The sequence below is a fragment of the Dyadobacter jiangsuensis genome (assembly GCF_003014695.1).
GTDB classification, from domain to species: domain Bacteria; phylum Bacteroidota; class Bacteroidia; order Cytophagales; family Spirosomataceae; genus Dyadobacter; species Dyadobacter jiangsuensis.
This window is the reverse complement of sequence record NZ_PYAS01000009.1, coordinates 43,763-64,075: the sequence shown is the minus strand read 5'-3', so window position 1 is coordinate 64,075 and position 20,313 is coordinate 43,763. Positions and strand designations below refer to the sequence as shown.

At 47.2% G+C, this 20,313-nt stretch carries 16 protein-coding genes and 1 tRNA gene; 7 read left to right on the top strand and 10 right to left on the bottom strand.

Annotation, left to right across the window (positions count from 1 at the left end):
* Window positions 1-4: 4 nt before the first annotated feature.
* Together lpxD and CLV60_RS18800 are read right to left on the bottom strand one after the other, a co-directional pair.
* A complete protein-coding gene (lpxD, locus tag CLV60_RS18805; protein WP_106596923.1) occupies window positions 5-1,045 on the bottom strand; it encodes a UDP-3-O-(3-hydroxymyristoyl)glucosamine N-acyltransferase in 1,041 nt (346 codons plus the stop codon).
* Window positions 1,046-1,125: 80 nt separating this feature from the next.
* Window positions 1,126-2,361 (bottom strand): HD domain-containing protein, encoded by a 1,236-nt coding sequence (locus tag CLV60_RS18800; RefSeq protein WP_229211059.1) that lies wholly within the window; start codon window positions 2,359-2,361, stop codon window positions 1,126-1,128.
* 117 nt (window positions 2,362-2,478) lie between these two features.
* Here CLV60_RS18800 and CLV60_RS18795 point away from each other — a divergent pair.
* A tRNA-Ile gene (locus tag CLV60_RS18795) sits at window positions 2,479-2,552 on the top strand.
* Window positions 2,553-2,825: 273 nt separating this feature from the next.
* Here the strand turns inward: CLV60_RS18795 and CLV60_RS18790 are convergent.
* The 3 genes from CLV60_RS18790 to CLV60_RS18780 form a co-directional block, all read right to left on the bottom strand.
* Window positions 2,826-3,467: a hypothetical protein gene (locus CLV60_RS18790; RefSeq protein WP_146151574.1), complete on the bottom strand. Its 642-nt coding sequence runs from the start codon at window positions 3,465-3,467 to the stop codon at window positions 2,826-2,828.
* Window positions 3,468-3,530: 63 nt separating this feature from the next.
* A complete protein-coding gene (locus CLV60_RS18785; RefSeq protein WP_106596921.1) occupies window positions 3,531-5,867 on the bottom strand; it encodes a TonB-dependent receptor in 2,337 nt (778 codons plus the stop codon).
* Window positions 5,864-6,739, bottom strand: a complete 876-nt coding sequence (locus tag CLV60_RS18780; RefSeq protein ID WP_229211040.1) for a DUF4249 domain-containing protein — start codon at window positions 6,737-6,739, stop codon at window positions 5,864-5,866. Before CLV60_RS18780 ends, CLV60_RS18785 begins: the two co-directional genes overlap by 4 nt.
* Before the next feature lie 1,153 nt (window positions 6,740-7,892).
* Between CLV60_RS18780 and CLV60_RS18770 the strand changes: the two genes are divergently transcribed.
* Together CLV60_RS18770 and CLV60_RS18765 are read left to right on the top strand one after the other, a co-directional pair.
* The gene (locus tag CLV60_RS18770; protein ID WP_106596918.1) at window positions 7,893-11,084 is read left to right on the top strand and encodes a M4 family metallopeptidase; all 3,192 of its coding nucleotides are present in this window, start codon (window positions 7,893-7,895) and stop codon (window positions 11,082-11,084) included.
* Window positions 11,085-11,118: 34 nt separating this feature from the next.
* Window positions 11,119-11,592, top strand: a complete 474-nt coding sequence (locus tag CLV60_RS18765; RefSeq protein ID WP_106596917.1) for a T9SS type A sorting domain-containing protein — start codon at window positions 11,119-11,121, stop codon at window positions 11,590-11,592.
* A gap of 39 nt (window positions 11,593-11,631) precedes the next feature.
* Here CLV60_RS18765 and CLV60_RS18760 read toward each other — a convergent pair whose 3' ends face one another.
* Complete coding sequence (locus CLV60_RS18760; protein WP_106596916.1) at window positions 11,632-11,928, bottom strand: YciI family protein; 297 nt, start codon at window positions 11,926-11,928, stop codon at window positions 11,632-11,634.
* A 139-nt stretch (window positions 11,929-12,067) separates the two neighbouring features.
* Here CLV60_RS18760 and CLV60_RS18755 point away from each other — a divergent pair, with 139 nt between their 5' ends.
* Window positions 12,068-12,463, top strand: a complete 396-nt coding sequence (locus tag CLV60_RS18755; RefSeq protein WP_106597176.1) for a hypothetical protein — start codon at window positions 12,068-12,070, stop codon at window positions 12,461-12,463.
* Here CLV60_RS18755 and CLV60_RS18750 read toward each other — a convergent pair.
* Window positions 12,460-12,690, bottom strand: coding sequence for a hypothetical protein (locus tag CLV60_RS18750; RefSeq protein ID WP_229211039.1), 231 nt, complete (start codon window positions 12,688-12,690; stop codon window positions 12,460-12,462). The two genes, CLV60_RS18755 and CLV60_RS18750, sit on opposite strands and share 4 nt — an antisense overlap.
* Window positions 12,691-12,810: 120 nt before the next feature.
* A complete protein-coding gene (locus CLV60_RS18745; protein ID WP_106596914.1) occupies window positions 12,811-13,980 on the bottom strand; it encodes a glucuronyl esterase domain-containing protein in 1,170 nt (389 codons plus the stop codon).
* A 193-nt stretch (window positions 13,981-14,173) separates the two neighbouring features.
* On the opposite strand from CLV60_RS18745, the gene CLV60_RS18740 reads away from it, so the two are divergent.
* The 3 genes from CLV60_RS18740 to CLV60_RS18730 all read left to right on the top strand — a co-directional run bounded on the left by CLV60_RS18740 (window position 14,174) and on the right by CLV60_RS18730 (window position 16,826).
* Window positions 14,174-14,686: a hypothetical protein gene (locus tag CLV60_RS18740; RefSeq protein ID WP_106596913.1), complete on the top strand. Its 513-nt coding sequence runs from the start codon at window positions 14,174-14,176 to the stop codon at window positions 14,684-14,686.
* A 65-nt stretch (window positions 14,687-14,751) separates the two neighbouring features.
* Window positions 14,752-15,285, top strand: coding sequence for an RNA polymerase sigma factor (locus CLV60_RS18735; protein WP_106596912.1), 534 nt, complete (start codon window positions 14,752-14,754; stop codon window positions 15,283-15,285).
* Window positions 15,285-16,826, top strand: a complete 1,542-nt coding sequence (locus tag CLV60_RS18730) for a hypothetical protein (RefSeq protein WP_106596911.1) — start codon at window positions 15,285-15,287, stop codon at window positions 16,824-16,826. The genes CLV60_RS18735 and CLV60_RS18730 overlap by 1 nt, the downstream gene beginning before the upstream one ends.
* Window positions 16,827-16,888: 62 nt before the next feature.
* Here CLV60_RS18730 and CLV60_RS18725 read toward each other — a convergent pair whose 3' ends face one another.
* Together CLV60_RS18725 and CLV60_RS18720 are read right to left on the bottom strand one after the other, a co-directional pair.
* Window positions 16,889-19,099 carry a TonB-dependent receptor family protein gene (locus CLV60_RS18725; protein ID WP_106596910.1) on the bottom strand — a complete coding sequence of 737 codons (2,211 nt, stop codon included), beginning with the start codon at window positions 19,097-19,099 and terminating at the stop codon, window positions 16,889-16,891.
* Between the two features lie 55 nt (window positions 19,100-19,154).
* Complete coding sequence (locus CLV60_RS18720; RefSeq protein WP_106596909.1) at window positions 19,155-20,297, bottom strand: DUF3179 domain-containing (seleno)protein; 1,143 nt, start codon at window positions 20,295-20,297, stop codon at window positions 19,155-19,157.
* Between the last annotated feature and the right edge of the window lie 16 nt (window positions 20,298-20,313).

The following is a 20,313-nucleotide window of genomic DNA, read 5'->3' as shown; positions in this document are numbered from 1 at the left end:
TGTATTACTGAAAATCAGACGTTTCCTGTTTGCGTTCCAGGTCTTTCAGCCGTTCTTCCAGCTCAGGCAGCCTGCGCACCAAAGCCATGGACCGTAAATGTTCGTTCAGGTCCCTGGCGGGGGAGCCCGATAGCGACAGGCCTTCCTTTTTAATGGATTTGCCGAGCCCGCTCTGAGCCCCGATCTTAGTATTGTTTGCCACCGTAATATGTCCAACCAAACCGACCTGACCGGCAATCACGCATTGCTCGCCGACGGTAGTAGAACCGGACACTCCCGACTGGGCCGCAATTACGGTATTTTTTCCAATCTCTACATTATGTGCGATCTGAACCAAGTTATCTATTTTCGCTCCCTGGCGGATAATCGTCGAGCCCATTGTCGCACAGTCGATCGTCGCATTGGCGCCGATACTTACATTATCCTCTATCACCACATTTCCGAGCTGCGGGATCGTTTTATAGCTACCATCGGCCTGCGGTGCGAAACCGAATCCGTCGCTGCCGATCACCGTGTTTGCAAAAATCGTCACATTCTTGCCGATCACCGTGTTATCGTAGATTTTCACGCCGGGATGGATCACCGAGTAATCGCCCACCTCGACCCCATCGCCCAACCAGGCCTGCGGGTAAATCTTCACCTCTTTTCCAATCACGCAATTTTTCCCGATATAGGAAAATGCGCCCCGGTAACAGTTCTCTCCCGTCTGGCTGTTCTCTCCGATAAAACTCGGCTGCTCCACCCCCGACTTGATGCCGGCGAGGCGTTTCTGGTATTCTTCCAGCAGGATTGTGAAGGCGGTGTAGGCATTTTCGACGTAGATCAACGTCGCTGAAATATCTTTTTTGGGAGTAAAATCTTTATTGACAATTACTGCCGAAGACTGTGTGGAGTAGATATAATGCTCATATTTGCTATTGGCCAGAAAAGAAATACAACCCGGCAGGCCCTCTTCAATTTTTGCAGCCGAACTAATTGTAATCTGATCATTTCCAACAACAGTTCCATTCAGCATCTGAGCAATCTCGCTGACAGTAAATTTCATATTTTATCGGCTAATTTCAGGTAATAGTATTCGTGTACGTTGTAAAAATTATTAATTCTGCCTTCTTTTTAGGGTCCTGATTAACCACGCAAAGATACATTTTTACCCCAACATACATAGTACTTGCGTACAATCTTAGTGAGGGCTTCGATGGTCGGAATGTCGGACGCATCGGCGATATCCAGCAAATTTCCCTTTTTCATTTTAACGCGTATCGGGTCCTGCTCTTTGGCATAGGCCCAATTAGTGGTTTCGCCGGTGATCAGAAAATATTTCATATCCGTTTCGGAGATCCCCCGCGCCATCAGCCGCTCCCGGAGCGGCGCCAGCACCTCTTCCCCCGGCGGCTCGTTAAAAAAGCTGATTTTAAACAGGTTCCGATCCAGGAGCATTTGGCACAACGTCGACAAAACAGGGTCTGGGTGTGTTCTCCATCCTTTTACAGATGCCCATACGTCGTTATCGTCCAATCCGTTGAATGCCTCCAGCAAATCGGGCTCATTATCGAAATCGGCAAGTGTAAAACGGTTATACAAGAAGCGTGCGAAATCGGGCGTTGCAAAAAGTTGCTCACCCGCCGCAGCCAGTTCACGGGCGCGGTGCATGATCTGCGTGAGCATCGCCTGCGCGCTCAGAAGCGTCTTGTGCAGGTACACCTGCCAGTACATAAGCCTGCGTGCGTGCAGGAAGTTTTCTATACTCAACAGCCCCTTCTCCTCCACCACCAGCTGGTCATGGCTGATATCCAGCATTTTAATCAGGCGATCGGCACCAATGGAGCCTTCAATGACGCCCGTGTAGAAACTGTCGCGGTTCAGGTAATCCATCCGGTCCATATCCAGCTGACTGGAAATCATCTGGTGATAAAACTTGCGCGGATACTTCCCCTCGAACATCTGGATAGCGATATCGAGCCGGCCATTCAACTGGCGGTTAAGGTCCTTCATCATCACCAGCGTAATCGCTTCATGCGGAACGCCGGGGAGCACCACACTCTCCAGCACATGGGAAAACGGCCCGTGCCCCAGATCGTGCAAGAGAATAGCAGCCTGCGCCCCTTCCGATTCGGGTTCCCAGATCATATGGCCTTTTTCCTGCAAAGTCCGCAGTGCCTGGCTCATGAGGTGCATGGCGCCGAGCGCGTGATGAAAACGTGTGTGCAATGCGCCTGGATAAACGATATCCGCCAGACCGAGTTGCCTTATCCTCCGGAGCCGCTGAAAGTAAGGATGATCGACCAGATCGTAGAGCAGATCCGACGCGATCGAAATGAATCCGTAGACCGGATCGTTGATGATTTTCCTTTTATTCAAAATCGATTTTTTGGTAAAAGTAATAAACAACCAACGGACAAAAGAAGCTAATCTTGTCGTATTCATTTGGAGAATTGAACCGATTCGCTAATTTTGCACTCCAAACGAAGGTTTGGCAAAGGGCCTATAGCTCATTCGGTTAGAGCAACTGACTCATAATCAGTAGGTGCTTGGTTCGATTCCAAGTGGGCCCACCTAAAAATCAAGGACTTGGGTACAAAATCTAAGTCCTTTTTCTTTTTGTTGCAATAAAATTTGCAATAGTCTTTATGGAAACAATGAGCTTGCACAACGCCGAACAAAAACTTTCCTGAGCGTCCGTTTTATGCAACTGATTTCTCTTCTTAAAACCGTCAGCGACCACTCACACTGATAATGTCAAGTTAATGAGTTTAGTCGTGTTCTTCAAAGTTGATAATCTAAGAATCCATACGTTTAACAAACAGCTCAGTACGGCGTTTAAGCAACTAATTGATACATATTGATATGCCTAGTCTATATTTGAGGAGTTCATTTGCATCGGTGAGCTTCGAGTTGTTATCAAAACGCGTATTAAATAGAGCCTCTAAGCCAATACTTCGGCTAAGCCGTAAGTTCAATCCAAACGCGCCGGATAGGGCAAAGTTTTGAGAATTGACGGTCGTGTGCATACCATCGGTGTCCTCCTTTCCCCATTGGAAATTATAGCCGGAGGAGAGTTGCAAAAATGGCTTTAGTTTGAACCTCAGAAGGTAATAGCGGGAATAGATTGCAGGGAGCGCAGAATATAGTTGATATTCAGGTAACACGTAAGTACCTGGTGCCCCCGACTTATTCCGCTGGTACCGTTTCCCCATTGAAAATTGTAATCCAACTACCAAACGATCCGCTACTAGGTAGCCGATCTGGGGGCTAAGCGACCAAGTCCTTGTCAATTGTTGTATATCATTAGCCGCAGATGCCGAGGCATTTAACGTCGCAACGATGTGCCCTTTTTTCAGTCCTGCAGAAGAAGTATTCTCTGAACTACTGGTTGGCTCACTCAATGCTGAATTTTCTTGTGCATGCGTATGGCTAATTGATGCAAGGATAAAAAGCCAGATAATTAGGATGTTCTGTATTTCTTTCATAGAAATATCGTCCGAGATGAACAGTAAAAAGAGCAAATTTCTTCCAACTTGTTACAACCGCAGCTAAAATTTCAAAGTGTAGCTTATATAAGGCAGTATAGGGAGAAAAGAAACCTGCTTGATGGAAATTCCTGTCGGCTTGAAATCACTATTACTACGCTGAATTTTAAGGTCAAGGTATAAAGGATTTTTTCTGTTATAAACATTGTATAGCCCAATCCCCAGCTCAGCATTGCGTTTACGGGCAGTTGTTAAAGATTTGACAGCACCAATATCCAGTCTATGGAAACTCGGCATCCTTCCGTTGTTCCGATGGTCATATATAAACTTGGGGTCAGAATTATTTTCCGTCAGTGTGGCGGCCACAGGTAATGTGACAGCATGTCCTGTTTGATAAACAAACGCGCTATTGATAGTCCATTTATTTCCAATCGCATAGCCGGCGGTAATCGAAACGTTATGCCGCCTGTCATACTTCATTGGAAACCAGCTGTTATCATTTATGCCTGTAAACCTTCTCTCAGATTTGGACAAGGTGTAAGAAAGCGACCCCTTAAACTTACCGACGTTTTTGGCGACCATAAATTCCAATCCTTTTCCCCTGCCTATCCCATTTTTAATAACAATTGAATCCCAGGAATCGGCCAACAAACCGGTGAAATTGGTGCCATCGGGATAATCAATCAGATTTTTCTGCCTTTTAACATATGCTTCAAGTGATAGTTCCCAGCCTGAGTCTGGAAAAATTTTATATAACCCTAGTGATATTTGCCTGGCCCTCGAAGGCACTACCTTGTCCGTAGAAGGAACCCATGCATCATAACCAAATCCGAAGCCGTTGTTGGTCAGTTGGTGGAGATATTGATTCATCACCGAGAAACCAGCTTTCAGTTTCCATTTGTTTGAAAGGGAATAGCTTAATCCGAGTCGTGGTTCCGGATTATAGAATGTACGACCGCTTACTCTGTAAATACTATAACGTAACCCTGGATTGAGCCGGATGCCCGAAATTACAGCAATATCTCCGTCAACATATAAATCTAACTGATACGCAGGAAGCCGACCTTCTTTGGAGTTATCGAACAATCCGTTGTAGTTGCTTTTTGTCACAAACGGGCTAAATGAATGTCGTGTGCCGTCGACACCAAACTTCAAGCCCAGTCGATTCACCGGAAAATAGTCAAACTGGATTTTGGCTCCCCAATCCCTTACACCAGCATTGGTATACCTATAAAAATTTGCAGGCTGTTCATTTATATTTTGGTCTTGGAAATCATTCGTGAATTCGCTGGTGTACCTCGAATACAGAACAGCAAATCTTGCGAAAAGTTTTTGAGAGAATACTTTGCTGTACCGGAGTGTCGCCGTAGTATTTCCCCAATTATTCCCGATGGCTGTTTCCGTTTCTTTACCATTACCGCTGGCACTCCACTCGATATATTTGAATCGATCAAAGCCATTATAAAGACTAATATACACTTGATCCGTTTTATTGATCTGGTAATTGAACTTCGCATTTAGGTCATAAAAGCGATACACACGCTCCTCTCCTGTGCCAGAGCTGGGCTTTTTACGTAAACTGAATAGAGAAGTAAGCCCTAAGGTCGAAACGCGACCTGATATGATAAAGGATGCCTTATTTTTAATGAGAGGTCCTTCCAGCGTAAGTTTTTGGTTTAGCAGTCCTATGCCGACTTCCCCACCGAATTTCTGATTGTTCCCATCTTTCATGGTAAGATCGATAACAGAGGCAAGTCTGCCCCCGTACCTGGCTGGGAATGCACCTTTGTACAGATCTACTGATTTTAAAGAAGTCGGGTTGAATACTGAGAAAAACCCACCTAAATGCATGACATTATATACAGGTACTTCATCCAGAAGGATCAAGTTTTGATCCGGCGTTCCACCGCGAATGTATAATCCTGCACTTCCCTCTGTACCAGTGGAAACACCAGGGGTATAGCTTAAAGCTTTTAGAACATCCACTTCACCAAGTAGTGCCGGCAACGCCTTAATTCTGTGAATGGGAATGGATAAACTCCCGATAGGTGCACTGAAAAGCTTATTTTCCCTAATGCTTATCTCGTTGAGATTATTTTGCTGATACAACTTTACTTCCAAAGGAAAACCAAGATCGCCAATGCTGGTTATTTGAGTTGGCAAATAACCCACATAGCTTACTTTAAGATGATGACCCGAAGAAGGAACTTCAATGCTAAAGAAGCCATATGCATTAGTTTGCACTCCCGTTCCCGCAATGCTATCGCTAACAGAAGCTCCGATGAGCAATTCGCCGCTTGTAGCATCACGAACCGTTCCACTTACAGTAATTTTTTGTGCAAAAGCCTGTCCAATGGAAGTAAACAGCAAAATGAAAATATATTTAAACGGCTGGTTCATAGTAGCTCTATGGTTTTTTCGCTGGACCCAAAAATAAGTCCATAGCCATTTTTGACATTGGTTAGTGCCCGCTGCGGAGGAAGAACCAAGTGATCTACACCTTCCGGTTGCTTGTTTTCTATTTTCGCATATTCAAAGTATTCTTTGGAAACTACGCCAATACGCGCAGTCACTTTTAACGCTCGGTCAGTATAATTGTAGCCAGTTGCTGTTTCTACGTAAAATTTCAGTGGGATCGCCGGTACTGGTAAGCATTGACCGGACATCAAGAAGACGCGACTTTGCGGAAATAGATATGCTTTTATAACCGCATTGTATTTTGGCTTCTCAGGTTCCGTTCCCCAAGTATGGCAATCTTCTTCATTGGCAGGTATATTGTCTGCCGAAGCATAGGGATAGCTGGAAAGCGTATCGCTTTTGTAGTAACTCATCAGCTTAATACTAAGATACTTATCAGAAATATCGTCTCTATTTGCGAGATATAGCGTAACCAAATCTTGTGGAGTTTGATGGTTCATTTGAGGAACAACATCATGTGTCCGTATTGCAGTCACCTCAGATATTTCGGCGGGCACAGTCACAACAGCCGACTCCGCCATAGGTAACGAAGGTGCCGACACCTTCACGAAGTAGCTGGCACCCGCCTGAATCACGCTATCGGATGTATAGAATCCAGGCTCCTTGCCGGAATGCGAAAGTTTCAGGTATATTTTTCCGTTTTTATACAATTCAACTGTGGCATTATTTACTGTAACATCGTTCGGAATATTTCCAACCGGATTAAAAGTCTTCGTGACTTGTAATTTGAATGATGAATTTGCCTGAAGTTTCCCCCACAGAACAAGTTTGTCGCCTGAGTATGGAACATTCATTTCCAAGTCTTGTTCTTTACAGCCGACTAAGAATGTTAGTGAGAGAAAAAGAAAGCGCCTAAAGTTCATGGTCAGATATATGTGCTTAAAGCCAAACCATGTATACACAAATAGCATTTACATGGCTTGGCTATCTTAATTTAAATCTGCATAGTTCGTTGAATGAGTATGCAAATTATAAAAACCCGGGTCATTCTGGATAGGAATTCGCATTATACAATTTTGAAGGTGTAACCTGGCAGTACATGTTAGCCTGGCAATCGGAGAGCCAGGATAGCGCTGCTGGTCCGTAAAATTCGACAACGAACATGCTGATCTCTTCCACATTGTTGCCACTTCTTGACCCAGAAAAAGGATATCTTGAAAATCTTGGCTCCGAATGATCGACAACAAACACTTATTTTTCTGATGAAAGGCGTAACTCGAAACTTTTATAGAATAGAGAGAAAGGAATGGACAAGCCGATTCTCCCAAGCTGGTGATTTGGTATTATCTATTGATAGTTTTCTTTTTGAAGAACCATCAAAGGAATATATAGAGTGCTGTACACCGATAGAATTTTGGGAGATTTCAAAAGACGATTACCATGAGCTTTTAGCTAAATATACTGAACTTCACGTATTGGCCGGTAAGCTGTCGTATTGCAATTTACGGTTAAGCACTACTAGGATGTACAATTGGAAAATGTTGACCACAGTCGAACGGTATGAGCAATTTTGCAAGGAAAATCCAAGCCTTATAAAGACTGTACAGGGACAGCACATTGCTAGTTATTTGGGGATTAGCACATTTGACCTGTCAAGAATAAGACGCCGGTTTTCAAAAATAAAAGTATCTACTTTTATTTTACACCTAGTCGACTTTCCAGATATCTGGTGAAATCATTTTAGCTGAACGCTGTAACTAGCTCATAAAAAGAGTGGCACTTAATAATTAGTTGATTTGTTGTAAGTTGGACACATCTCTTTGGTAATGCCACCTAAATTTACAATAAACTGTGCGTATGAATCGCCGCCCGTGTCGGTTTTTCAGGACTAGTCAGTGGTTAATAGTATACTAATACTAGTTTTTTACCACCGCAAAAATTATCAGAATCAGGATTTTTGAAGGTACTTGCCAAACACTATCTGGCACTTATAAGCACACTTCAAACATGAAAAAAATTCTGACGCTGCTTCTCTTTGTGCAAGCCTGGATTGTAGGCCACAATTCGTTTTCCCAGCAGATTTATAATGGAAAGAATGTCGATCGCACGGCTATGAGTTTCTTCGACGGGCAGCAGACATTCAGGGCGTTGGAGTATACTATTGACCCGGATCCGCAAAGCGCAAAAGTCTACCGGCTACAAGCTTTACCGGAGAATGGCCTTCCCGGAATCAACCTGTATGGAATTTCCCAAGGAGACACAGTTTATTTTGAGGACAAGGCAATTCCCGACAACCAATTCACAGATAATCCAACGCCTTACCTTAGTGCAGAGGCAGTGCAGACATTTTATAGCCTGCAGGCTGTGATGAAGGAATTCAAACAACGATTTGGGTGGACCGGGCTAAATAATACAGGATTAGCCGATGTCGATGTTTACATGTCAAATATTGACGAAGACCCCGCACCTATACTTAATGTACCTTATGCGCTTTATTCATTCGGCCCGGCCTATGGCCATTTCAGGTTCTATCGAAGCTTAAAAAACAACTTGCCGTTCACTAATGTCCTTGACATCGTGGGACACGAATTCTTTCATGCTATTTTTCGCTACAAAACCGGCATATCGATAGATTACGATTTTTGCAAGGAAGGCAGGGCATTGGAAGAGGGGATTGCCGATATTTTTGGGATTTATGTCAAGAATAAGATTAAACAATCGACACCCCCGAATTATAATTGGATATTCGGCGAATATGCGTTAGCAATCCCACGTCCATCTGATGATCCGAAATCCGCAGAGTTTGCCGATACTTACAATGGAGAATACTACGTAAATGTGTGTTCAGAAAACTACTTTCCGCACCCGGCGGGGGGAATAACTAATAAATGGTTTTACCTGCTCAGCGAAGGCTTTCAAGGTTCAGCATACAACGACTTGGGTTATGGGTACAGCAACCTAGTGGGCATTGGCGTTGAAAAGGCTATCCAGATCGTCTGGGAAGCAATTCCAAATATTACGGTCAACACGGATTATCCTACTTTTCGATTACTGACCTTACAAGCCGCGGAGAAGCTTTATGGCCCAAATTCCCCTGAATATCTAGCAGTAGAAAATGCATGGTGTGCCGTAGGCGTCTGTGATAATACCCAAAAAGGTTTCACCATGTCACCGGCCAATGGCACCTTTGATGTTGAGCCCTGGCCTACCACGCAGGTGAGTCTGACCTGGGAGGATCAACCTGTTCTCGAATGGGAAGTAAAGATGTCCACCAAATATGATTTCTCCGAAAATCTGCAAACCTACAAAGTCAGCAATTTCACGACTCTCGTTAACCCCAAAGGCGGTATAACCTACACCGCAACAGTCAATGGCTACTACCATCCGGGGGAGCGAGTCTACGCCCGAGCGCGTATCACTCAGGCAGACCCCAATTTTTGTCGGACGGCCACCAATCCTCTTTGCGCGCTCTATCAGGTTTTCAGTCCGGCACATGCTTTTACACTCAGTAAAAAGAAGGCTTCTTTTTTCAGCTGGATACAGGGCAACAATAAGGTTAATCCATGGAAAGACCCCACGTTAACCTGGAAGTCGGTCAACGGAGCTCAGAAATACACTTTTCAGGTTTTCACCGACAAGGCCTTGACAAACCTGGTTTCTTTCGGCACGGTTAATCACACCGGTAATTTTCAGGAATCGGGAGTGATCAGCACACCTCTGGAGAACGGCAAGAAATACTACACCCGTGTGCGTGCGTTGCGGACTAACATTCCACAGATCGTCGATAACAACGGCGCATGGTCGGAGGTTGACAGCATCTACACCGTCGCTCCGCCCACAGAAGTTTACCAGGCCAAGAGTCAAAAAGCCAATGACCCGGCAAAAGAAGTATCCTCCATGGGTTTTTGGGTAGGCTGGGACCCCGCGCCAGGTGCGGATGCCTTCGTGATCCAGATTGCCTCAGATGCCGCATTCACCAACATGATACGGACACACAATGCCGCTGGCAACCTGACCACCGATCTCGTGAGCTTGCCGCTGCTAACGAATCTGACAAATCTGTTCGTGAGGGTATTACCTAAAAAGGGTCCGGTTTATAGCACTTGTTTGAATACTTGGCGCGTGATTACCAACGAAAACCTTGGCGTACCTGCCATGACTACCCCGGCAGACGGATCGCCTATCGAATACAAAGACTACTGGGGCGAGGGTTTCGGATGGAAAGCCAATACTCTGAACATGGCTCTGGTTGATCACTTCGAGCTGCATTTGACTAAGAAGAGTTCAGGGCTTACCACGATGTATACCACTGACAAATTCGACATTTACATTCAAGACCAGCTCCTGTTTGATTCGAAACAAGGAATAAAGGCGAAAGTACGTGCCGTTGGACCATCGGATGCAAAATCAGCCTTCTCCGCCGAGTTCTCCTACCCCATCTGCCCCGACCAACCCCTGCCCAAGTTCCCGGGCGATTTTGACAAAATTGATCCCTCCAAAGCTGTTACCTTCTCATGGCACCCCAGCCAATGGGTCAAACCAGGCGACAACTACTTACTCACTATCATGGATAACGGCATTCCGATATTCGGCTTCAACAATGCGCCGACGACAGCTACATCCATGAATGTGCCAGCCAACACGCTGCAACCCAACAAGACTTATTCGTTCAATGTCCAAAACCAGGGCTCATGCCCGGGGCTCAAAATATGGACGGTTGTCTTTTCAACGCTCGCAGGAGGAAGCAACAATCCTCCTGCCACACCTGTTAAGAACTTCGTGATCGAGCTGCGCGCCTTCCGCAACGACCCCGATGCCAACTTCATCCCTCCCGCATTCGGAACATCGGATTATTTTATGGGGTTTGAACTGTTCGATCCCAACGGCGTCAAAGTTCCCGTATTTGATGGAAATGGCCAACCTATTTCCCAATTGCTGGTTGACTCGGAAAACGCGATTGTGGGTATAGCTGTCAACCAAATGCCGATCGGCAAGTATACTTTGAGGCTGAAAATGCTCAACATCGTTACGCCGGTACTCTATTTTCCCTTCGACCAGCCAAGGTTCTCCGTATTCCTCGACGGGAATGTCGTGGTTAGCAATCACGTCATCACCATTGATCTGGTCAACCCTGCCTCTCCTTTCAATGAATGGCAAATCGGCTTTCAATTTGCCGACATTCTAATCGATGTGAAATAGCGAATTACAAAACCACACTCAATCATCACAACGTATGAAAAGAATAGTCTCAATTTTACTGTCTGTAACATTTCTGTCGACAATAGCCTTTGCCCAGAATCTGAAAGAAGGTTTTAGTTTTGACAGAAAAGGACAAATACTGACCGTCAAACATCCGGACGGTCACTTCCAGCATATCGATTTGAACAATCCAGCTTTCAAGGGCAAGGCAATCGCATTTACCTATTCGGCCAAAAAGAAAACGGTTTATCACGAGCCCGAGAAGGTAAGCGGCTCGGTTCAAGTATTCCCGAACCCCGCTTACGGAAGCGTTAACGTGCTTTTAGACAGATCGTGGGATTTTCCGGTCCAAATGCAAGTCTGCGACAAAAACGGACACACGATCAAGACCCAAAGCCTGGAAACCGAAAACACATCCATGAACATTGATGCATTTCCTCAGGGAATTTACATTATCAAATTCCAGGCAGGCAGCACTTCTGCGACACACAAACTTGTTGTGCAGTGAAGGGTGAATAAAACATCCTTTCTTTTGTGGCTCTCAAATTCAAACCTTCCGCACCGCCCCAATCCGCATCGGCGCCAGCTCATACGTGCAAATCCCGGCAGCAATGACCGGGTCTTTCTGCGCGAGCTGGTTCGCTTCTTGTTCGGAAGTGACTTCAATGATCGCCATTCCGAAAGCCCCCTTCGGATCGAGAACGGGACCAAAAAGCAGAGAGCTGCCTTCATCCGTAAGCATGGTCCAGTAGTCGATGTGCTGCAACATGATCGTCCGCTCGGTATCGGACATATCGAGGTGGTAGGTCGGACGTGGGGGAATGAGTCGAAAGAAGAAATGCATTGGTAAATAGATCAGGTGGTTCGATGGATTTGCTTTCTTCCCTAAAACTACTCAAAAACCTCCGTTCACTAACTGTTTCTTGCCATTGCGCCCCAGGTACCGCAATTTCGTGAGTCTTTACACTATCCAAGAAATGGAAATGCTCACACTTTACATGATCGCTTCGCTCACTTTTGCAACAGTTACGCTCGTCGGCGGCGGCAAATGGATGCTGGTACGAGAAAACAGAAAATTGAAACGTGTGCTGAAAACCGGGAGAGAGTATGAAGCGCTGATCCTGGACGCCCAGCCTGTCAGACCTTCTATATTCAATACAGAAAACATCCGGTTAAAGGTGCAGATATTGGCGGAGAAACCGCTGGTCGTAACGTTTGATTATGACGCATCCTATCCCGAATGGCGCGAACTGGTGACGGGGAAAGTGATCAGGGTGGATGTTGACCCAACTGACCCGCAGAATGTCCTGATTATCCGCAAATCTTCGCGACCGTCGAAATCATCTTCCACCAGCAACAACGCATTGCTGGTTTTTTAAAGAATAATCATAATATCCGGGTTGGGCCGGTCTTTTTTATCGAGGTATTCCCAGGATACAATGTCTTCTTCCGGATAAATATTGCCGGTATCCTCGGGCCCTTCGTCTCCAATAGCTTCAATAAATGCCTTCGAAGCCTTTTTATAAGTCCCTTCGCGCGGAACGCCGTTCATATCGGTAAACAAAACCAGTGATTGGTCCTCGGGCAGTTTTCTGTCTTTCATCATGCTATTTTTTAATGGTAAAAGAAGGCATTTCCACCTTCTTTTACATATTTACCCGCAAATTTTATACCTGCGGCCTGTTAGCGGCCAAGGGGCGATCCGGGTATTGATAACTGTAAGATCTCAAAACTTCCTGGCAAACCGGATAAAATTCCCCCAATCGTAATCCGTCATATTATGCTCGCCTTCTCGGTTATGATAGCCAAAGTGCGAATCGATCACCGGCTTATCGATCCCGGGCGGATCTTTGGGTAATCCGGATTGGATCTTGTACAATTCATACACCGGTTCGGCCGCCTTCAACGCGAGAAACGTCCCCCTGGGATCAGCCCAGAGATCTTTCGACGCATTGGTCGCGTATACGGGCCGGGGTGCGATGAGCGCGATCAGCATGTGCTGGTCTACCGGCAGGGCATTCTCTTTGTCATTGTATTTCTTGTAATTATTGCTGAACCAATGCGGGAAAGTGGCGTTGATGCGGCTGATCCGCTCACCAAATTGCCGCCGCGCCAGGGCCGCTCCGGTATTCCCCGAGCAATTGGTCACACATGCCGCAAAGCGCCGGTCCTGCGCGGCCGCCCACAAGGATGTTTTACCTCCCCGCGAGTGTCCAACCACGATCACCTTCTTAGCATCAATGTCCTTATCCGTTTCAAAATAATCCATCACACGGCTAGCTCCCCATGCCCAGGCGCCAATAGCCTTCATGCCATTCTCCTTTTTCAATTGCTCAGAATAAAGTTTTTGCAGAACACCGGTCATATAAGTATCCTTGTTATCGGGCGCAAGATCGCTCACATGGAATGCTGCGATTGCGAAACCGCTGTCAATCACCATTTCGGCCGGCCAAAATTCACTCTTTTTCGTTCTGGTCGGGTCCGTATTCTCTTTCCCGCGGTTGTTGATCAGCAAAAACACCGGCACCGGTTTCTTCGCCTGTGCAGGAATAAAAAGGACCACATTGATCTGTACCGAATTCCCTTTTCTGAAAACAGTGATACCTACCTGTTTCAAAATCGCCTTGCCTGCCATATCTGCCCCATCATCCTCCGTCAATGCGTAGCGGATAGAGTCGTAATCTGTGGGCATCTGACCATAAACGTGATCTTCAAACAATTTCAATACTTCCGGCCTCCTCAACTTCTCCCATTTTTCATCGTTACGGATTATTTTGCCCGATGTGGTTTTCAGCACATCCGGCAAGGTATAATGCGGAACTTTTGCTTCGTCGTAATTCTGGGAGAAAACCGGATAACCAGTCAGCAGGATCAGGAAAAGGGCTATTCGATTCATGTGAATTAGTTAGGTATTCATTTCAAAATAAAACGCTCAAATATCCGGTATTTACTGACAAAGTGCATGTTAATCGAACTGCGCAAACTTTTTTTTCGAAAGCTACCCAACCTTCCGTCCTTCCTCCGCAGTTTATTTTATTGACAGGTGGCCACCTGATTTTACATCTATTCAATTTTTAAACATGATGGTCATGAGAAGAGAAAAATGGCTGGTATTATGCATTGCATCACTGCTAATCCAGCTGGTCGCCTGCGAACGGGGAAAAACGGAAGAGAATGCACCGGCACCGGTTTCGGCCAGGACAGGGACTGATGGGAACAAAGATCAGGTGATCCAGGAAGGGGACCAGCTCTACTTTACGCCGGCCGTTCTTGACACGGCCAATTTCCTGGGGTTCAAAATAGCTACGGCCAAAGAGTACGAATGCAGCAATAGCTATCTGCAAATAGACTGGCCACAGCCCGGTGAGGGCCTTTCGGCAGAAATCAAGGGTGTAGTTGCTGGAAATCAATGCGATGCAGGCAAAGCAACTGCCAAGGGGTTCATTGCCACGAGCTATGGCAATGAAGAAAATTACAAGAAGAATATTGAAATTCGTTTCCAGAATAAAACTTACAAGGGCTCTTTCAAGAAGACCGGCAAGCATTTCGAATTTACCTGGCCTTATGAAAGCGGCGTGGTATTCACAACCAAAACGTTATAAGTATTTCATTGAAATAAACCAGCCTGACCGGCCTGCACAATGCCGGTCAGGCATTTCAATACGATTTGGACCCATTAAACCAGATATTGGCAGGTTGCAGGCGGCAGGAGCGCCAGAGTCAGGAAAAATTGTACCGGCAATTTTACCCTGTCCTGTTTGCGCTTTGCAAGAACTTTTTTGAGGACAAACACGACATCGTCACGGCAATCAACAATGGCATGCTGAAAGTATTCACGCATATCGACCAGTACGACGCAACCAAAGGCGAGTTTTTCAGCTGGATGTACACGACCGTCCGCAATGCCGCGCTCACCCTGCTTCGGGACCGGAAAACCCAGCAATTCGATTACGTCGAGATTGAGGATAAAATGGGGTTTGTGGCACCCGAAAATCCATTTGAGCAGCTTTCGGGAACGGATATCTACGTGTACCTCATGCAACTGCCGGTAGCTACGCGCCGCATTTGCAGCTTGTACTACATGGATGGTTTTTCAGTGAAGGAAATAGCAAGTTCACTCGCTATCAGCGAAGGTACCGTCAAATGGCATTTAAGCGAGAGCAGGAACAGGTTGAAAGTAATTTTTGAAAACCCTCTGTGATGGAAAGGAAAGACAAACATATCAGCAAGTTCCTTCACGGCGCGCTCCCGGATCCCGAAATCCCGGCGGACGACGCCTGGGCGGGCATGAGCGATATGCTGGATGCTCCGCAAGATCAGGGAGCAGGCGTTGCAAAATGGCACGCCCGGCTCTGGAAATCCATTGGCAAATTCAAAGGGTTATTCATACTGATCTCGACAGTCGTCACTGTTTCGGCGGTGATTGCATTAGTTGTTTTTAATGGTCATAAAACTGAATACCGACCAACTGCACCTTCAAGCATTCCATCTGAGCACAGAAATTCCGCCAACAAGGTAAGCACGTCGGATTCTGTTACCGAGAAAAGGAAAACAGCTATTCGTCGCCAGAATACCGCCAACATACCGGCAACCGCTAACTCCGCAACCGATCGGGTAAAAACCGGCGGCAACGAAGGCACCGTGAAAAGTGGTACTCGGGGGCAAAAAGTGTCGGAACACGTAGCACCGACGCGGGTTGGAGCACAGCCGAAAATTCCGGATAATGCCGGGCCAACCCGAACTTCCTCGCATACACGTAAATCCGATACATATGCTCCCGTGATAAGCGGGCGCAACGCGCACGTTCGCAACCACTCACGCGAGGATCAACCCGACAACGCATTCCCGAATATTCCTGCACAATCCGAAAGTGCACGTAACAAGCCAAAATCAACCGGGCTCCTGGTCACGAATCAGACCAATATCACCCCTGTTAGCCATGAAAAAACAACTTCCGCGTCATCCTCAGAACACTTGCTCAATAGCCTCGAACCACTTCCCGGGCATTTCGAAGGACCCAAAAGTGATTTAAGCAAACTGGTTCAGAAACCCCTACTGAATGTAGCCCAGCCAACGCCGAAAAAGCAGAACTCCTTGTTGACCAATCTGCATTTCGGACCGGAATGGAATATAAACCGTGCTTTTGCCTCGCCCGATTATATGTTAACCGGGACCGACGGTCACAAGCATCCTTTACGACTCGCTATCCCTGGTGTATTTGTGTCTAAAAGCTGGAAGAGGCACACGGCAACATTCATTTTCAATCCGCTGCACTCCTACTTTGGTGAAAAGGAGCGCGTCGCACAACGCCTGGATACAATCCCGTCCGCGGATTCAACGCTTCAACAAATCAGCCGTAACACCAACTTCATCAAAGCGTTCGGGCTTGATTTTTCTCTTCAATACCAATATCAGCTAACCCGCGGGTTGTCACTGGTGGGCGGGCTCTCCTATGCTCGGTACTCCTCGGCATTGCTTCGGAAAGAAACCGAATACCCCAATGGCATGGTCGTCGACGAAGGGTATTTGACAGCAAGAAGTCGCGAAGCATTGAAATCCTACGTCCGCCCAGAGCAATGGAACATTCGGGTGGGAATACTATTCTACTCCCGGACCGTGTTCAATAGCCGGTTGCAAGTTGGCATAAACACCATCATTCCACTTTCAAACCTGTCTCACAATGGATTTAAAAGCGTCAAATCCCCTAACTCTCAAATGTCGATCAGATTCCTCATCAGATAATAATTAACGTAAATGGCGCAAACATCTGGGTCCGCGCCATACTTCCATCCTTATCTGCACAATTAAATCTTAATCCCAAACGAAATGCCGATGCTCCGCCCGTCCGAGCTCCATACACCCGCGCCGGGGTACATGGTCGGGCGTTTGGTGAAGTACTGCTTGTCGGTAACGTTGTTCATCCCGAAACGCAGCTTGTAATGCTGGCCCAGGTAGAGCGTCGCATTCACATCAAGCAGGCCATACCCCGGCACCTTTCCGATCGTACCGTTGGCCGAAGGTTCCACGGTGTTCAGCGGGTTGGCGAAGTTGGAACTTACGTAGCTGTATTGGGCCGTTACCGAAAGCTTTTTGTATTGAAACTGAATCCCGTTTCGTGAAATCCACGTTGGAATGCCCTCCACGCGGTTGCCGGCTACGCTTTTGTTCTCACCATTCGATACTGCCGTTCCACGCACGTATTGGGCGTCGAAATAGGAAGTGGACGTGAAAAACGACAGTTCTGTTTGTGCTTCGGCGCCGTTGTACTGTTTGAATGCGGTGTATTCCAAATAGGCTTCCACACCGCGGGTCCTGCTGTCCCCGGTGGTAGTACGGTACAGGTATGCATTACCGTTGGCATCTTTCATCGAAATGGTACCCATCCGGTTGTTGATCAACACCTGGAAGAGCCCAATGTCGTATTTCAGAACATCGTGGATATTTCCGCTAATGCCTGCTTCCAGGTTATAGCCGGTCGCGTCTTTCAGGTTTTTGTCAACCTGCTCCAAAACGGAACCGGGGATAATGTCCTTGAAAACAACCGGGCGGTAGGCTTGCGAGAAACCCGCATAAGCGCGGCTATTCTCCGCGATTTTATACTGAGAGCTGATCCCGAAAAGCGGAAAACTGTGCTTGATGGTGTTCGGCAGGTTTTGAGGATCGTAATACGTGATCTTGCCCGTCATGTCGGTACCGCCCTTCTCTACACGGATACCCGGCGAGAAACTCAGCCGCGGGGTGATGAAAATGAGGTTTTCCACAAACAACGCGATGTTGTCGGTGGTCATGTACATATCCCGGCCAAACTGCGGATCGGTGAGGCTGAGATCAAAATCGCTGCCGGTTGTGCCCTTGCCCAGCAGGCGACGACGAAGCTTGTTATGCATGTACTGAACTCCGCCCGAAACCGCATTCCGGAAACCCAGAAAATCGTATTGGTGTACCAGGCGAAGCTCGGAAGTAAAGCTTTTGAAATTATCAATATCCACCTGGCGGGCGCGGTAGGCATTGGTAACGCGGCTGATCGTATCGGGCACGTTCGCGAATGCGTCGAACATCACGCTGTTACGCGCGCCGTATACGCCCGAGGTTGTCAGTTTCAGCTGGGTATTGGGGTTGATCTTCCAGTCCATCACGATCGACGGCACATAAATATCCGGATTAAAATAGTTACGGGAGCGGGTCGACTGGCGTGGATCTTCTTTGAACATCGCGTCGGTCAGCGGCCCGGGAATCTGGTACACGTATTCCGAACGGCCCAGCTCCGCTTTAATGCGAAATGCTTTGCTGAATTCGTACATCAGACTTACATACTGCGACTGCGCATCTGACTTCGCATTCTTGCGGTAACCGTTCGAATGGCGCTTCTGGTAGTAGGCCAAGTACGTCAGCTTGCCCACCTTGCCGCCAATGGCATTGTAAGAGCTGAATAAGCCAAATGAGCCGGCCGAGTTTATGGTTTCGAATGTAAATGCCTTGGTCGTGTCCGGCCCTTTGGTAACGTAATTAATCATTCCCCCGAACTGCGCGCCGTATTGCAATGAGGATGTCCCCCGCACCAATTCCACGCGCTGAATAGATTCCATCGCAGGACTGTAATGGCTTGCGGGGTAGCCGTACATATCGGAATTGGTGATAATACCATTTTGGCGAATATTATACTCCCACGAACGGTGCGGGTCGAGGCCGCGGGTGGAGATGTTGACCTGGTTGCCGCTGCCGTCCATATCGTACACAAATACGCCCGGAATTTTGGCAAAAATCTGCCGTCCGGTTTTTTCGGCGATATTCCCGTTTACACCGTCGATCTGGATCACTTCGCTCTTTTTACCGGCGGTGATGTAAGTGTTGTGAACATCGGGGAGGCGTTCGGTGTGGATGATATTCTTACGATCGCCTACCGTGACCTCGTTCAGGTCCAGCACTTTATCATAATCCTTCTTTTTATCGGTTTGTGCGTGAGCAGTTTGAAGGAGGGTACAGAGAATGATCGTTGTTAAGTAAAATTGTTTCATCAGCGTTTGTATCGTTCTATTTTCATAAGTATTACCGCAGTAGCGGCGGAGTGAATTAATATTGATCGGTGCCGGGATGGAATGTGCGCCAGCTGTGCCAGAATTCCTGGTAGGCATTGATGCGCTTCAGATCATTGCCGGCGCCGGTGAGCCGTTTGCCGAGTAGATTATGCGCGCCGGATGGAGCGAAAATGGTGTCATTCTTTAAGGTAAATGGTTCGTTAATTTCTTTGTTAAAAGCGAAAAAGCTGTTATTGTCGGCACTGAGTACCAATGCCACCGGCACATTCCCTACCTGGCTGTTGATAATCCGCTCCTTTTTAAGACGGTTCCAGTCGAATGCTTTGGCCGCTCCGCCCGCCTGAACGCCCACTACCCAGGATTTGTCTTGCCAGGATAATGTATCGGTTTTAGTCAGTGCGGATTTGCCGCGGCCGGATTCGTAACGGCTCATCGAGTCGTATTTGGCCTGGTACACCGGGTCGGGCTGCATAATCTTGCTATCCGGGTGCAGTTTGAGCCACTGGCTTAGTGACGTCTGGCTGCTGGCCAATTCGGGAAGCATTTTCCCTTTCAGCGGACCGGCAATCGCCTCGCCGTTGGCTTGCCGCCACCAGCTCCCGGTTTCACTATCTTCGAACATCGCATTGAAATGGTCCATTCCCACCAGGCGGAACACCTCCGGTTTGCCGTCCACAACCGGCTCAAAAACCCGGCCTGTACGGCACACGGTGCAGTAGGTAACCATAATAGGCTTCCCACCGAGCACATCCCGGACCTGATGGTGGTAGCCGATATACTGGATGGGATAGGCTTTGGCCTCCCCATTGGCCTCCACACCGATCACAAGGCGGTCCATAGCCACTTTGTTGGTGGCTGCATTGTGCTCGATTACCTGTGATGGCTGGTAAAACATCGTGTCCGCCGCCATTTCGAAATTGGTTGCATAAATAACTCCTGCTGCAACCAGCACCAGGATAGCAGGCAGCCATTTCCTTTTACCGGAAAACACCGCAAACCCGCCGGCCACGATCATCGCCCAGAATAAAATGCGCAGCGGCCAGCGCCAGGTATGCAGTATATAAGCGGCATCGATGCTGTTCATCCGCTGGCTGCCCGGCATAGGCATAATGAAATACACCTTCGCTATTTCGTAGAGTATAATCCCGAGGATTCCGAGGTAAAAAAGCTTCTTCATACAGATCAGAGAGGTG